Origin of the sequence: Bombiscardovia apis (genome assembly GCF_033095945.1) — a bacterium.
Taxonomy (GTDB): Bacteria; Actinomycetota; Actinomycetes; order Actinomycetales; family Bifidobacteriaceae; genus Bombiscardovia; species Bombiscardovia apis.
In genome coordinates this window covers 1,611,799-1,627,817 of record NZ_AP026800.1, presented here as the reverse complement: position 1 = coordinate 1,627,817, position 16,019 = coordinate 1,611,799, and the positions used below count along the sequence as shown (strand labels likewise).

Genomic DNA, 16,019 nt, shown 5'->3' with positions numbered 1-16,019 from the left:
ACATTATGATGAATTTAAGAGAAAAGTTTACAATGAAGAAACGAGACACGTTCTTACCACTTGATTCTGGTGCTAAGGCAGCTATTGAACTTGGCGGAATCTCTGTTACTCAACGAGTAAGAGGTGTCAAAGGGGTTCCGTGTGTACAACAACCTCGCGGAGGCTACCTTCCTGTTAAGGACATGGAGACTCAGAGTTTTGATGACGGTCATGGTTCCTTAGATTCGTCCCTAGAAAACAGAAGCCCTTCTGCTATTGGGACTGTGGTTGACTATCTTTCTAGGTATGTTGAAGGGGCATCTAAAAATGATGCATTTCAGATTCCACTCTATTCAGCTATGCAGGTTAAGGAGTTAATTAAAAAATATGGTCTGGGAGAATATGAAGTTATTGATAACGCTTCTGTAGCGATAACACAAGTTCCAATGTTTTTAGACCAGATTAACGGTTTAGACGATGAATCGATTAGCGCAGCATTAAACCTCGTTGCATATGATTGTATCTTCCGCGCTGGTATTGAGACCTTTAGAAATCCAGAGAAGCTTGAAACGGCGAATCAAACAACTATTCAGCATATAAGACGTATGGTTTTGCGCAGTCATACCTTTATGCAAGAATACGGACCTGCTATAGCTGGGCTAGAGACTTTTGAAGGCGGATATACCAAAGTTGTTTCGGCCGGAGATTGCGATTTAGTTACGGCTGATGGTTTGTGGGATTTTAAATGCAGCAAGTTTCCCCCGACAAATAAGCATACTTTACAGATTCTTATGTACTGGCAAATGGGGCTCCACTCTGTATTTCGTGAGTATAAAAAGATAACTCAGATAGGTATCTGGAATCCGCGCATTGGGAAATTATGGAAGTATAATGTATCCGAATTGAGTCAAGATGTTATAAACGAATTGCAGTACCAAGTACTCGTGTATCCTGTTGACTATCATTGATTAAAGCGAATATGCATAGCCAGTGAACAGCTTTTAAACAGATTTAACCTATTCCATAGCTGTATGATGGAGGAGAGTATTTGTTTGATATGTGGTAGGCTGATTTCTGATTCACTCTAAGAAGATGGAAGACGTATGCCAAGAAAGACTACTGTACCCCAAACGGTGTTAGCCTTTAAGCGTCAATACGATTACATGCATTACCGTCTCATAAAAGCTGTAAGAGATGAGTCGGAAGTGAAAGTTGGGCTTGAAGTTTATGATGACGTTAGTGTTGAATTTGAAAAGACCTTGGAATTGGTTCAAATCAAAAATCAGCTTGCTCAGGGGAATAAGGCAGTTACAAATCGGTCTTTAGATTTTTGGAAAACGATACACAATTGGGTTGATATTTGTAGAAGTGGGAATTTGCCTGACGATAAACAAATCGTTTTCTCATATGTTGTAATTTCTCCTCATAAAATTGATGAGAGTGAAGTTGTTTCGGCCTTCGATAGGGTTACTCCTGACGGAGAATATTTAGACGACGCAATTAAAGTTATTCAACGGCTAATAGATAGTCCTTCAAATAGTAAAAGCATCCAGTTTGTTTCTTTAATTATTGAGAACTACATTGAAGAGCTAAAACAGGTTTTAAAACATTTTAAATTCATTAATATTGGTAATGATTCATTAGAAGCAGAAATAAAGAATCAGTATTGTTGGTCATTAATTGGACCTGATTATAGGGGCGCTCTGATTAAAGATATGTCGGGGTGGATTGATGGTTATCTAACTCCTTTGATGAATAATAAGGAGCCAGCCAAGATTACAGTTAACCTTTTCCGCCAACAACTAACTTCTACTCAACAGAGATATTTAAAACCTAGTTTCTTGGCTGCTTTCGTCGACGGTCCATCTCAGAGTGAACAAGCTGCTGAATACGCTAAGCAAGATATTTATCTTAGGCAGCTTGACTTAATTGAAGTGGATGAGGCAGAAAAATTAGAAGCAGTTAACGATTTCCTCCAGGCGAAAGTAAATCTTGTTGAGTGGTCAAGGGCAGGTAAAATAACGATAAAGGCCCAGCAAGAATACTCTGAGAGTTTGGAACGCATTTGGCGACAAAACCGTCTAAAAGCTAAAGCTAACGCCAATAGTAATAATTTAACACCTCAGGAACAAGGTCAGGACCTGTATGCTCAATGTTCAAAAGACGCTTGTTTGAAAACATTGGAAGCAGTAGAAGTTCCTGATTTTCTAGCTACTGGATCGCTGCACAAGTTGTCAAACGTACAACAAATCGGCTGGCACCCCGACTATATGAATCGCTTATAAGCTGGAAGTATGGTAGAGAATGATTAACCTTGAAGAAGCGGAAATAATTCAGAATCCTGCGCATGCTGCCATTTTGCTGTACGGGTTCACGTTAGGTTACACAAATTCTGGAAAATATAGAAGTTGCCCGCTTAGTTTGATATTTCTTGCGATACCAATACTCTTGAATGACGAATGGATTGACCTGTTCCAGCGCACGCAAAAAAAGTCTGGTCTAAGTAAAATAATTGGAAAAATAACTAAAAATGTCCAGCGGGATAATTTGTTAAACTTATCTAATCAAAGCAAGGAGTACAGAGAATTAACATTAGAAGCACTCCGCCTAGGATTCGCGTCTGAGATATTTGTCTTATCCTTGTCCGAAGGTGCCATTAATCCCAACATGCAACTTTATAAGCGGCTGGATAAAGAAGTGGATACAACGATTAAAATAGCGTCTAAAATCGGTCTCATGTTTTCTGATTCTTCTCTTCTAGAGATACAGCAACTATTAAAAGTTAGGTTGTGAATATTATGGGTTTTGTTATACGCGAGATAATACTCTGGCCGAAAGAAGAAAATGTCGGTAAAAGGGTCATTAAATTCAAATCGGGCGTAATCAATATAATAACAGGTGCCTCAAAGACTGGTAAGTCATCAATAATTCCAATCATAGATTACTGTATGGGTGCTCAAAAGTGCGCAATTCCTGTTACTGCAGTTCGGGAAAATTGTAGCTGGTTCGGTCTTTTGCTCGTAGACGACAGCAATGGACATAGAGAATTATTGCTGTGCAGACGTGAACCTGGTGAATATCAGGCTAGTTCAGATATGTTTTATGAGTATTCAGAAAAAGTGCATATTCCCGACTACCATCCTAGGCGGAACTGTTCCCTTCCTGAAGTTAAGGAACGTTTGAATGAATTGTTATCAGTGAGCGATCTTGCTTTGAAACTTTCTGACGACGCACCTCTTGGGAATGCTAGACCGTCATATAGAGACTTTTCAGCATTTTTATTTCAACCGCAAAATATCATAGCAAATTCGGATGTTTTGTTTTATAAAACTGATACATACGAACATCGCAAGCGGCTAATTGATATTTTCCCGTACGTGTTAGGCGCTGAAACATCAGAAACACTACGACTGCGAATAGAAAAGAAGCAACTTGAACGGGATAAAAAAACGTTAGTCGCAAAACTAGATAGTTATGAACAGGCCCGTCATTTATGGAACTTACAGCTTGACTCTATTATTTATCGTGCAATTGAGCTCGGACTGATACGTCAAAGAACCGATAAAATGAGCATGTCAGATAAGGTAAATTCTCTTAAGACAATTTTACAAGATTCAGCGAATGTTTCTAACTATCAGAAAGAGATTCCCCAGTCTGCGGGGCGGCTTTCAACGTTATATGAAAAAGAGAAGGATATATCCGCTCGCTTATTTTTACTCAAAAGAAGATTACAAGAAGTCAACAAGCTACTAGATACAACAGATCTATACAGTAAAGCGTTAGACGAGGAGAAGAACCGTCTTCATAGTTCCTCTTGGCTTTTAGAGCAGACCAACAAGAGTGATGCGACTTGCCCAATTTGTCATCATTCTCTTAAAGATGATGCGGCTAAGACGTTAAAACACCTGTGTGAAGTCATGGAAGATGTTGAAACTGAGTCAAAGCAATTCTCCTTTGTCGCCCCAGCAGTCGACAAAGAACAATTGCAGATAAAAGGAGAAATCGAGACTTTAAGCTCGGAATTAGATCAGTTACAAAAGCAAATTCGTCTTGAAGAATCCAGCAATCCTCAAGAATATACTACGAACCAAATCAGCAGATTTTTAGGTGCTGTTGAAAACTATCTCGCTATTTATAATGAGGTTAGTGGGGAATCAGCAGATTCTGTTCGACTTAAAAGTATAGAAGACAGAATAAAAGAAGTTAACCGTATAATCGACGAAGATGCAATTCAGCGCGAACTCAAATACAAGTTGCAAATGATTCAACAATATGCTGAGGACGCATTGCAAACTCTTGACGTCGAAAAGCATGAAGGCCCCGTAACTTTCTCGATTCCTGACTTAACAATAAGCGTTTCAGATTCGCGAGGTCGTAAAAACTATCTTTCAGAAATTGGTAGTGCTGCCAACTGGTTGTCCTATCATATAGCAATGCTGCTTGCGCTGCAGGAATACTTCCAAATCGACCATCCTGGCCAAGTGCCTAGCTTCCTTGTTCTAGATCAACCCAGCCAAGTTTACTTTCCAAAGGGGTTGGACGATGCAAAGACATCGTTGCTCGAATCCGATAGGGAGTCAATTAGTGAAGACCGCGAAGCCGTGAAAAAAGTATTTGCAACACTTTCTGACTTTGTCGAGAGAACTTACGGCAAGATACAAGTTATTGTTTTGGAACATGCTGGGTCTGACATATGGGGAGAGTTTGATAATATGAAACTTATCGAAGAATGGAGAGGTAACGATAGTAAATTGATACCTTCTACTTGGATTCGTGGACAGTATGAGCCATTGTTCTGGTAAGTATAAAAAGTCGTAGAAGCGAATTGTTGTTGGATGTGGACATACTTTATAGCCCAAAATCATTTGCACTGGTAGAAAAACAGCATAGACAAGGAATTAATATGAAGACAAACCTTACGGCCATATTTTGAATGTATATGCTTGTTGCATGGCATGTGGATTATATATGGCGGGGGAGCGGTGTATGATTAAAGCTTGGCGTGAGTTCGCCCGCGGATTGAGAGCGCTTCAGCATTAGGCTGGTGCACCGCGCAACGGATATATAAGGAGAAACCGTGGCACTGACAACGGAAGAAAAGAACAAGATTGTTGCCGAGTATGCAACGCACGAAGGCGACACGGGTTCCCCCGAGGTCCAGGTTGCACTGCTGAGCAAGCGCATCTCCGACTTGACCGAGCATTTGAAGATGCACAAGCACGATCACCACTCTCGTCGTGGTCTGCTGCTTATGGTTGGTCAGCGTCGTCGTCTGCTTGACTACTTGAAGAAGGTAGACATCGCGCGCTACCGCTCTTTGGTTGAGCGTCTTGGACTGCGCCACTAGTTAGACTTCCGCCCGAGCCTGTGCGCTCGGGCGCTTTTGCATGCTGACAGATTGAACATAATTGAACAGTGAGTAGATTACGAGTGTCGTCCAATAGCGGCAATGCGTGTGCCCAGTGCAGTAAGCATGAGGCAGCGTACGCAAGTTAAGCGGCACTGCTCAGTATGAGGATTACTAGCAGATTACTAGCAAGAGCGCGCGATCAGGTATATCGCGTCCGGCATGCACAAAGATGAATGAAGTAGTAGGAAAATAATAGAAGTAACAAAGGAGGAACCCTATGGAGGGTCCCGAAATTAAGGCTGTAGAAGCCACCATTGACAATGGTTCATTTGGCAAGCGCACGGTGCGCTTCGAGACAGGTCGTCTCGCCCAGCAGGCGGATGGGGCAGTAGCCGCTTACTTAGATGAAGATTCAATGGTCTTGTCGACCACTACCGCCGGTTCCAGCCCCAAGGAGAATTATGACTTCTTCCCGCTGACCGTCGACGTTGAAGAGAAGATGTATGCTGCGGGTAAGATTCCTGGCTCCTTCTTCCGTCGTGAAGGCCGTCCTTCGACCGAAGCCATCTTGGCTTGCCGCTTGATCGACCGTCCTCTGCGCCCTCTCTTCCCCCACACCTTCCGCAACGAGGTCCAGGTTGTAGAGACTGTCTTGGCTCTCGACCCCGACGACACCTACGATGTGCTGGCACTCAACGCTGCCTCCGCTTCGACCATGATTTCTGGCCTGCCTTTCGAGGGCCCGGTTTCTGGTCTGCGTTTGGCTCTGATTGACGGCCAGTGGGTTGCTTTCCCGCGTTGGAGTGAGCGCGAGCGCGCTGTCTTCGAGCTGGTTGTAGCCGGCCGTGAGATTGAGGGCGGCGACGTTGCTATCGCCATGATTGAGGCAGGCGCTGGCAAGAACGCTTGGACCTTGATTTACGACGAGGGCCAGATTAAGCCCGACGAAGCGGTTGTAGCCGAAGGTTTGGAAGCTGCTAAGCCCTTCATCAAGGTGCTGTGCCAGGCCCAGAATGAGCTCAAGGCTGTGGCTGCCAAGCCCACCAAGGAGTTCCAGCTCTTCCCTGAGTATACCGACGAGCTTTATGCCCGTATCGATCAGTTCGCTCACGCCGCTTTAGACGAGGCGCTCTCCATCGCTGAGAAGCTGCCCCGACAGGAGCAGATTCACGAGATCAAGGAGCAGGTGCGTGAGCAGCTGTCTACCGAGTTCTTGGATATGGACGAGGCTGAGAAGGAGAAGCAGCTGGGCAATGCCTTCAAGGAGCTCCAGCGCCAAATCGTTCGTCGCCGCATCCTGACTCAGGATTACCGCATCGACGGCCGTGGCCTGCGCGATATCCGTACCCTGTCTGCTGAGGTAGATGTAATTCCTCGCGTTCACGGTTCCGCTCTCTTCCAGCGCGGTGAGACCCAGATTTTGGGCGTTACCACCCTGAACATGCTCAAGATGGAGCAGACGGTTGATGCCCTTTCTGGCCCGACCACTCGTCGCTACATGCACAACTACGAGATGCCTCCCTTCTCCACCGGTGAGACCGGCCGCATGGGTTCGCCCAAGCGCCGCGAAATCGGCCACGGCAACCTGGCAGAGCGCGCTCTGATTCCAGTGCTGCCTAGCCGTGAGGACTTCCCTTACGCCATCCGCCAGGTTTCCGAAGCTTTGGGTTCCAACGGCTCTACGTCTATGGGTTCGGTCTGCGCTTCCACGCTCTCTCTGTTGGCTTCCGGCGTGCCAATTAAGGCTCCCGTTGCTGGTATAGCTATGGGCTTGGTAACTGGTGAAGTAGACGGTCGCCCCACTTACAAGACTCTGACCGACATCTTGGGTGCTGAGGATGCCTTTGGCGATATGGACTTCAAGGTAGCTGGTACCTCTGAGTTCATCACTTCCTTGCAGCTCGACACCAAGCTGGATGGCATTCCTGCCGACATCTTGGCTGGCGCTCTGCAGCAGGCTAAGGAAGCTCGCACCACGATTCTCGAAGTCATTGATGAGTGCATCGACGGACCTGCCGAGATGAGCCCATACGCTCCTCGTATCATCACCACCACGGTGCCTGTCGACAAGATTGGTGCAGTCATTGGCCCCAAGGGCAAGATGATTAACCAGATTCAGGAAGACACTGGTGCTGAGGTCTCTATTGAAGATGACGGCACGGTCTACATCTCCTCCGAGGGTGGCGAAGCTGCTCAGAAGGCCAAGGAGACTATCGACCAGCTTGTCAATCCTCACCTGCCCGAGGCTGGCGAAACGTACGACGGCAAGGTTGTTAAGACTACGAGCTTCGGCGCTTTCGTTAACTTGACTCCCGGTACCGACGGTTTGTTGCACATTTCTCAGATTCGCAACTTGGCCAACGGTGAGCGCATCGACGCTGTCGAAGACGTGCTCCAGGAAGGTGACGCAGTCCAGGTCATCGTCCAGGGTGTGGACGACCGCGGCAAGATTTCGCTGGCGATTCCTGGTTTTGAAGATCAGGAGTCCAACGCCCGCGGTGGCCGTGAACGCTCTGAGCGTTCTGAGCGTTCCGACCGTTCCGAGCGTTCGGGCCGTCGTGACCATGATCGCGATAGGGGTGGCCGTTACGACCGCCGCGACCGCGACAATGATCGTGACCGCAGCCGTTCCCGTCATTCCGAGCGTCCTGTTCGTTTTGAAGACGAGCCGGTAGTTGAAGACACATTTGAGGAGCGCGAAGAGTTCTCCCGCCCACGTCACCGCCGTGAGGACCGCGACTATGATCGTGATGATCGTGGTAGCCGCGACCGTTCTGAGCGTTCTGAGCACCGTGGTGGCGAGCGTTCCAGCCGTTACGAGCACTCTGACCGCCGTGGTGGCGAGCGTCGCTATGAGCATTCCGGTGGTTCCAGCCGCGGTGGCTACCGCGGTCGTCGCGAGAATCCTCGCTACGCAGAAGATAAGCACTACGACGAGTACGAGGCAGGTCGCGAAGAGCGTACCGAACGCCCCCGTCGCCGTGTCCGCCGCGATTTCGATCCTTTCGAGACCGAAAACTAAAACCGGCTGAGGCCATGAGTCTCAATAGGTAAACAAGTGGCTCCGACCGAAAGGTTGGGGCCGCTTTTTGCTATTCTCAGGCTGATTCCTACCCGAAACACAGGTATGGGATAATAGATTCATGCGTACACTACTTATTATCCTCATTGCGATTGTGGTCATCGCCGTTCTCTTGGTGCTGTGGGGTATCAGCGTCTACAACGGTCTGATTGATTTGCGTAATCGCGTTAAAAACGGCTGGTCTCAAATCGACGTGCTCTTGAAGCAGCGCTCCGATTTAGTGCCCAATCTTGTAGAAACTGTCAAAGGCTATGCCGGTCATGAATCTGGCACGCTTACGGCAGTTACCCAGGCCCGCTCTGGTGCTGTGCAAGCGGCCGCAGCCTCGACACCTTCAAGTTCGCAGGCGGTAGCCCAGCGCGCTCAAGCAGAAAACAAGCTGAGCAGCGCCCTCTTCAACTTGATGGCAACCGTCGAGGCATACCCTGATTTGAAGGCCAACCAGAACTTTATGAGCCTACAAAATCAGCTCTCCGATTTGGAACAGAAGATTGCTTACGCCCGCCAGTTCTACAACGATGTGACGCAGAAGTACAATACGCGCATCCAGACTGTGCCGAGCAATATTATTGCAGGCCTCTTCCACTTTGAGCAGTCTCAATACTTCGAGGCCGAGCCCGAAGCTAAGCAGGCTCCCAAGGTTGATTTTAGTAATGGGGCAAGCTCTTCGGGGCAGTGATTATCAGCAATTGAGAAGATAGCGTAGCAGCGGGAGGCAGTAGTGAGCAATCCAAACGAGCAGGGAATTTATACAGCTCAGCCCAATCCGCCTCTCCAGCAGAGCAATCCCTACACTACTGGTGCAAGCCCGCTGCCTACTAACGCTCAGTTGGGTGGGCGCAAGGGCGGCTTCTGGTCTGCCAAGCGTTTCTTTAGCTCTCTAGCAATCGCCATTATCATAACTGCCGTATTAGGTTTTCTCTTTGCTGTCGTAACGACCGCTGCTCGCACGCCCGAGCTGTCGTATAACTCACTCAAATATGACACGACCGTCTTGCCCAACGGAGACTTGCGAGTCAAACAGCGGGTAGATATGCGGCTGCTCTCTCGCGAAGATGACGACGGCGATAAGCCTTGGAGGCAGCTCTACCAGCAGTATGAGATTAAGCCCCTCAACCTCACTGGCATTTCAGACGTTTCCGTGCGCAACGTCAGCGACGATAGAACTTACAGTCGCACCGAGGCCATAAGCCCCAGCAGTGTTGCAGACGTGCCCGATTGGGATGATTCCCAAGCCAACCGCTGGTATATGTCCGTTGCGGATAGGTATAGCGAAGATGGCCATCCTGATTACCAATACACCCCTCTAGCGTCCGGGACTCCGAGCTCTTCAGAGTTTGCCTCTTGCGAGGCGGGCAGGGAAAGCTGCACCGTAGAAATCGGTTGGAATATCCCGCAAATAGACAAGGCTGACAGCTTGGTCTTCGAGATAGAGATGACCATGCATGGCGTCTCTACCGCTTACGACGATGTCACCAGCTTCCAGTGGGAGCCGGTGGGTACTAATAACGAGACCCAAATCGAGAGCGTGACTGGTACGATTCACCTGCCCAAGGGTGCTAATGCCAGCAATTGCAAAGCATGGCTCCACTTTACGGGCGAATCGACTTCCTCGCGCGGCGCTGATGGCAGTCTGCGCTTCGAGGCTAAGCGTGTAGCGCCGGGCCAGTATATCGACACTGCCGTCACGATGGATCATTCGTTGACCCAGGGCGTAGAGCGCACCATGAGAGGCGAGCAGGGTAAGAACATTGCAGACCGCGAGGATAAAGAGGAGCGAAGCTGGCGACAGATGCAGCAAACCAAAGCTCGCACGGTCTTAATCGTATGGGCTATCTTGGGCATCGTAGTGTTGGCAGCAGTTATCTACTGCCTTGCAACAGCTTTCTCTACCCGCCGCCAATCCCAATATCACGGTGAGGTTATTTACCGTCGCGATGCCCCGCAGATGTCGCCGGCATCGGCCGCAGCCCTAGGCACGGTCGTGTATGGAGGTAAGAGGCAGCTGCGCTCTCGGCAGATGGCTTCTTCGGTACTTTCGCTGGCCAACAAGGGTGCGATTGCCATTTATCCAGGCCCTGCCCAGCGCTATGCCGGACTCAATCTCTTGCAAACAGACGCTCATTCCTTGGGCGAAGCCATGCGTAGTGCTAGCGGAAAGCAAGATAAAGCCGACAAAACATCAACTGTCGTTATCTACCCGGTAGCTAGTCAGAATCCTGATTCTTTGGGCCTAACTGGCAGCGAGCGCGCAGTCCTAGATTTGCTGCTCAAAGCTGGCGAACGCTTGCAAACCGCAGTCTTCGACATGAACCAGATGCGCGACAGCTTCAAGGATTATGAGAAGGCCTCTACTTTGCTGGAGAACTTTGAAAACGCTGTAGCGGCTGAGTTTGGTTTGTTGGCGGCCACGCGCTCGCGCGAAAACAGTGTCATCCTTGAGGTGCTTGCTGTCATTGGGGCCGTGTTCGTTTGGCTCCTAGGCAAGGTTACCGGTCAGACTTTCTTAGGAGCTTGCACTGGCTCGGTGCTAATGATAAGCGCAATTTTTGCCCTGTGTTACGGCGCTTCCGAGGTCTTAACCGAGCAGGGGCAAGACTGGGCCGGGCAAGTAGTGGGCTTTAGAAGCTATATCACCGATTTCTCGTCGTTCGCAGATCGTGGTGTCAACGATTTGGTGATGTGGGGCACTTACTTGGTCTACGCCGCCGCACTCGGCATCAGCAAGGAAGCCATGCAGCAGTTGGCCAAGGCCTATCCGCAGGTCACCGATGAAGCCTGGCTGGATGCCCACCCCGACCATCAGCTCATTTACATGTCCTACCGCTCCTACGGTGTCAATGGCGGCTGGAACTCCTCTTCGGGAAGCATGGGCTCGGAGTCTTTCAACCAAGCCTTTGTGCCCGATTTCAGCGATTTAGGCGGTCAGCTCTCTTCCAGCTTCTCCCAGTTGCAATCCACCATTAGCGACGCTTCCGGCGGTTCAGGCTCCAGTGGTGGCTCATTTAGTGGCGGCGGCTTCGGCGGTTCTTCCGGCGGTTCGGGCGGCGGCTCCTTCGGCGGACGCTAGAGCTGAAAACGCCCAAAAAACGTACAATGGGAGTGTAATCGAGGAAAGGAAAAAATATGACATTGTTGAGCAGGACATTGGGGTCCTATACCACTACGGCAGTTGGCTTGGGATGTATGGGGCTCTCGATTGAGGGTAAACCCAGCCGCGAGCAAGCAGTAGCAACGATTCACGCAGCTCTCGACGCGGGTTGCCGTCAACTAGATACCGCTTGGTCCTACTACGAATCGGGTGGCCCGGAGCAGACGAACGAAAACTTGGTACGCGAGGCGCTTAACTCTTGGAAGGGCCCCAAAGACGAAGTTTTGGTGGCTACCAAGGTGGGGCATTTCCGTAATTTCACCGAGGGCAAACCCACTTGGGGAGTCGACGGCCGGCCTGAGAAGCTGATTCGCCGTGCCAAGGAATCAGCGATGGCCCTAGGCGTTGACAGCATCGACCTCCTCTACTTACACCGTCCAGACCCGAAAGTACCGTACGAGGAATCGCTCCAGGCGATGGCCCAAATTGTGCAAGAGGGTGTAGCTAAAGAGGTTGGCATCTCCAACGCTTCCCTCCAGCAGATTGACTTGGCCCGCGGCATCTTGGGTAAGAACTTGGTGGCCGTGCAAAACCAGTTCTCTCCGCTCTTTATCGACACTCGCGAAAGCCTTGAATACAGCTTGCACTGCGGTCTAGCATTCGTGTCTTGGAGCCCTTTGGGAGGATTCCGCAAGCCGAAGGACGAAACGAAGTTCGAGACTTTCAAGCAGATTGCCCAAGAGCGTGGCGTGTCTTACCAGCAGGTCATTTTGGCCTGGGAGCTGGCTCAGGGTGAGGGTATGTTTGTGCTGCCGGGCGCTCACCGTCCGGAAACGATTGTGGATTCGCTGCAAGGCGGCGAGCTGCAATTGAGCAAGGAAGAATTGGCTCTCCTGCCCTGATTTAGGCGGGAAAGAGTCTTGGAAGGATTTGAGTGGCAAGCGAAGTAACTTTTGAAGAGTGGTCAAGCACCTACGAGTTGGTAGACAGCACGGCGGGCCCGCAGGCCAGTCGCGAGGGTCTGCCCATTCCCGTTACAATTCCCATTGACTTAGCGCCGGGCATTAAGGTGGTCTACACCACTCGGCTCGGCGGTAGCTCTCAGGGTGACTTCGCTTCCTTCAATTTGGGTGCTCGCGGCGGCGACGATTTTGAGGCTGTGGCAGCTAATCGTTTGGCGCTCAGTGCTGCGGTCGGCGCTCCCTTGGCCCTAGTGAGTCAGGTGCATTCGGGAAGGGCTGTCGATGTTGATGCATTCGGCCCAGATCGTGCCCGCGAACTCGCCGAGCTAGAAGCAGACGGCTTAGTCAGTGCCCAGTCCAACTTAGCCTTGGGCGTTTTCGCGGCCGACTGCCTGCCGGTACTACTGGCCGACGCCGAAGCCGGGGTCATTGCCGCAGCCCACTGTGGCCGTCGGGGCTTAGAGCAAGGCATTATCGGCTCGACTGTTGAGCGCATGCTTGCTCAAGGCGCACATGCTGGTTCGATCGTGGCCACGCTCGGCCCTGCTATTTGCGCTGACTGCTATGAACTAGGGGAGTCGCTGGCGGCTTCCTTCGAGCACCGTTTCCCCGCAACTGCTTCTCATACGCGCTTTGGCGGCCCGGGAGCAGATCTTTCGCTGGCTGCCCGCCAGGAGTTGGAAGCGGCAGGCGTGGAGCATTTGGTGGATTCTAACCCGCGCTTGGCTGCTGCAACCCAGTATTTGGTAGCCGACCCTGAGCTGGAGCAACTGTGCGCCAGCGATGGTGAGGGGCCGAGTCTAGAAGAGCGTATGGCAGATTTGCGCCATCCGCGCTGTACTCTCGAAAATCCACTCTGGTATTCGCATCGCCGCGCTTCCTTGGCTGGCAAACCGCGAGAGGGCCGCATGTTGGCCTTGATTGTGCGCGAAGGCTAAGGGCGAGTTCCTGCAAGTGGTGGAATGAGCAATCGCGCGGGCATAGAGAAAGGCTAGACTGGCGGTATGGATCAGCTCAAACTTATTGTCTCGGGATACGACCGTTATGAAGGCGTTGAGGTCAATCCTTCGTTGGAGGTGGCCCGCGCGCTGGCCGAGCAAGGTGTGCCCGCGCTGAGCTCCCAGGATGCTGGCGAAGATCCGCTCGAAGGCTTGGATTTGCAGATTCGCGCCGTAACGTTGCCGATTTCTTTTGGCAAGGCTTGGCCCATCTTGCATGAGGCGATTGAGGATTTTCAACCCAACATCGTGATTTCTACCGGGCTTAAGCGCTCAGCCCGTTCCATTGCTTTGGAGCGTTGCGCCGTCAATTTGAAGGATGCGAATACGGAATCTGGCGCTGGTCAGTCTCACGCTTCGTCACAGCGCGTACCCATTGCCCCGGAGGGTCCTGCTGCTTATTGGACTAGGCTTCCCCTGCGCGCTATTTTGCACGCTTTCGCGCAAGATAATATTGCTGCCACACTGAGCTCGGACGCGGGCACTTACGTGTGCAACGCGGTCTTTTATTCCTTACTCAATTGGACCCGTTCCCACCCGGAAGTGTTGGCTGGTTTTGTGAGCCTGCCGCCGGTGGTTGACACGGTTCCGGCCACCGAGCGGACGCAGGGTTTGCCAGTACAACAGCAGGTGCGCGCCGGTCAAGATGTGGTACGCGAAGTGGTGCGTTACTACCGGCGGCCTTCTTCTGGCGACATGCTGATTGCTTAGTGAGATAGTTATATATCTAACAGTAAAAAAGTGTGAACTCTGATGGAAAGCAGCATTATAGACCTGCATTGTGCTCTCGGGTAGGGTAGAATGTCATTCAGGTCATTTGTTTGGAGCGAAGCCCGCCGGATGACGCGGGAGATCATCGTAGTGGTGGCAAAGAGGAGATAACATGGCGGACGAGCAGTTCCCTATCGTGTTGCGCGGTTATGACAAAGATAAGGTCGATGAAGCCTTAAGTGCGTTGCAAGATAACTTGGCGCGACTGCGTCAGCAGATTAAGAGTGACGATAGCAGGATTTTGAAGCTGGAAGCCCAGCTGCAAGAGGAGCGCTCGAAGAAGTCTGCTCCCGGTGAGGAGGGCACTTTTGCTTCCCTCGGTGCCAATGCTCAGCAGTTGTTGGCCTCAGCCGAGCAGACCTCTACAGAGCTGCTTGACCGCGCCAAGCAAGATGCTGCTGCTACTAGGACTTCGGCTCAAGAGAAGGCTGCGACTCTGGTTAAGGATGCGCAGATTGATGCTAAGCGGATTGTGGATGAGGCCCACGCCAAGGCTGGCTCAATCTTGGAAGCTGCCGACGACCAGTCTCGCACCCTTACTACTACGGCCCGCCAGCAGGCTGACCAGCTCAAGGCATCTGCTCAGAAGCAGGCTCAAGAGCAGCGTGAAGCCCTGCAATTAGAGCTGAAAAACACTCGCGAGGAGCAAGAGAAGAAGCTGGCAGCTGACCGTGCTGAGCAGGAGCGCGATGCCGCTGCTTCCAAGGCTAAGGCCACCCAGCAAGTTGCCGAGCTGCGCCAAAAGGCCAATGAAGAGGTCGTTAAACTCAAGAATGAGGCCAACGATCAGATTCAGCAGGCTTTAGCTGAGGCTAATAAGAAGCTTTCCGACGTGCGCGAGCAGGTCTCGAAGATGCTCACTGAGGCTCAGCGCCAGGCTGGTGAGATTACCGATAAGGCAAAAACTCAGGCCCAGAAGATTGTGGACGATGCCAACGTCAACAGTGCCACTACTCAGGCCAAGGTGAGTGAAGAGGCCCAGCGGGTTCGTGAGCAGATTTCTGCCCAGCAGGAAGAGGCTACTACTAAGGTCAACGACTTACTCAAGAGCCTTGAGGAGCGCCGCAAGCAGACTGAGGAAGAGACCGAACAGCTGATTGAGCAGGCCAAGAAGACCCGTAAAGAAGCTGACGACTTTGCTGCTTCGAAGCGTAAGGAAGCCGAAGAGAAGGCTGCTCAGCTTTTGGAAGAGAGCCGCAAGCAGGCCAAGGAAGAGATTGAGGAGCGCCGCAAGGCTGCCCAGAGCGAGCTCAACAACTTGCAGGAGCAGATTGCTAAGCTCCAGCATCGCGAGGCCGATATTACCACCCGCGTTGACCAGCTGCGTTCTATCTTCTCCACCTCGTTCGGTGCTTTCGACAAGCTTGGCGCTGAGCCTGCTACCGCACCGGCTTCTCTCGCAGCCCGGCCAGCCAAGCACGAAGCAATCAGCAAGGCCAAGGCTGTGCCCGCGCCCATGCCTGTAGTTGAGTCCGAGTTTGAGGATGAATCCGACAACGATGCTCCGAATACGGCTGACATTCCTGTCATTCACAAAGAAGACCAGGAAGAGGCCAAGGAGCCAGTTCCCGCCCCGGCATCGATGAAGGCTTCCGGCCCGGTTCCGCCGCCAGCCCGAACGGCTAAGTCGGCGGCCAGCCAGGCTGCTCCCACCGAGCTTATTCATCGGGCTCAGCCTAAGCGCTGAGTTGAAACGTCGAGTTCAGAGCGTCGCGCCCAGAAGGCGGGCGCTCTGAACTCAAGTTCTACTGCGTAGGCACCAAGCGTAGTAGGGCCCTCTGAGACC

At 51.1% G+C, this 16,019-nt stretch carries 11 protein-coding genes and 1 pseudogene; all 12 read left to right on the top strand.

Translation table 11 applies throughout. The features are described 5' to 3' along the window. The first annotated feature begins 32 nt into the window (after positions 1-32). The 12 genes and pseudogenes from R8377_RS06685 to R8377_RS06630 all read left to right on the top strand — a co-directional run bounded on the left by R8377_RS06685 (position 33) and on the right by R8377_RS06630 (position 15,920). Positions 33-947, top strand: a complete 915-nt coding sequence (locus tag R8377_RS06685; RefSeq protein ID WP_317642723.1) for a hypothetical protein — start codon at positions 33-35, stop codon at positions 945-947. A 135-nt stretch (positions 948-1,082) separates the two neighbouring features. After that, on the top strand, positions 1,083-2,264 hold the full coding sequence (locus tag R8377_RS06680; RefSeq protein WP_317642722.1) for an ABC-three component system protein: 1,182 nt from the start codon (positions 1,083-1,085) through the stop codon (positions 2,262-2,264). A gap of 19 nt (positions 2,265-2,283) precedes the next feature. Next, complete coding sequence (locus R8377_RS06675) at positions 2,284-2,772, top strand: three component ABC system middle component (protein WP_317642721.1); 489 nt, start codon at positions 2,284-2,286, stop codon at positions 2,770-2,772. Between the two features lie 5 nt (positions 2,773-2,777). Continuing rightward, positions 2,778-4,781 carry a DUF3732 domain-containing protein gene (locus R8377_RS06670; protein WP_317643734.1) on the top strand — a complete coding sequence of 668 codons (2,004 nt, stop codon included), beginning with the start codon at positions 2,778-2,780 and terminating at the stop codon, positions 4,779-4,781. A 275-nt stretch (positions 4,782-5,056) separates the two neighbouring features. Beyond that, a complete protein-coding gene (gene rpsO / locus R8377_RS06665; RefSeq protein WP_317642720.1) occupies positions 5,057-5,326 on the top strand; it encodes a 30S ribosomal protein S15 in 270 nt (89 codons plus the stop codon). A 280-nt stretch (positions 5,327-5,606) separates the two neighbouring features. Continuing rightward, positions 5,607-7,970, top strand: a pseudogene (locus tag R8377_RS06660) (polyribonucleotide nucleotidyltransferase); the annotation flags it as partial. Between the two features lie 502 nt (positions 7,971-8,472). After that, positions 8,473-9,090 (top strand): LemA family protein, encoded by a 618-nt coding sequence (locus R8377_RS06655; RefSeq protein WP_317642718.1) that lies wholly within the window; start codon positions 8,473-8,475, stop codon positions 9,088-9,090. A gap of 42 nt (positions 9,091-9,132) precedes the next feature. Next, complete coding sequence (locus tag R8377_RS06650) at positions 9,133-11,481, top strand: DUF2207 domain-containing protein (protein ID WP_317642717.1); 2,349 nt, start codon at positions 9,133-9,135, stop codon at positions 11,479-11,481. Positions 11,482-11,537: 56 nt separating this feature from the next. Further along, positions 11,538-12,404, top strand: coding sequence for an aldo/keto reductase (locus R8377_RS06645; RefSeq protein ID WP_317642716.1), 867 nt, complete (start codon positions 11,538-11,540; stop codon positions 12,402-12,404). A 32-nt stretch (positions 12,405-12,436) separates the two neighbouring features. Continuing rightward, positions 12,437-13,402: a purine nucleoside phosphorylase YfiH/LACC1 family protein gene (locus R8377_RS06640; protein WP_425604996.1), complete on the top strand. Its 966-nt coding sequence runs from the start codon at positions 12,437-12,439 to the stop codon at positions 13,400-13,402. 66 nt (positions 13,403-13,468) lie between these two features. Beyond that, a complete protein-coding gene (locus R8377_RS06635; protein WP_317642715.1) occupies positions 13,469-14,173 on the top strand; it encodes a pyroglutamyl-peptidase I in 705 nt (234 codons plus the stop codon). Between the two features lie 172 nt (positions 14,174-14,345). Then, positions 14,346-15,920, top strand: coding sequence for a cell division protein (locus R8377_RS06630; RefSeq protein ID WP_317642714.1), 1,575 nt, complete (start codon positions 14,346-14,348; stop codon positions 15,918-15,920). Positions 15,921-16,019: the final 99 nt, after the last annotated feature.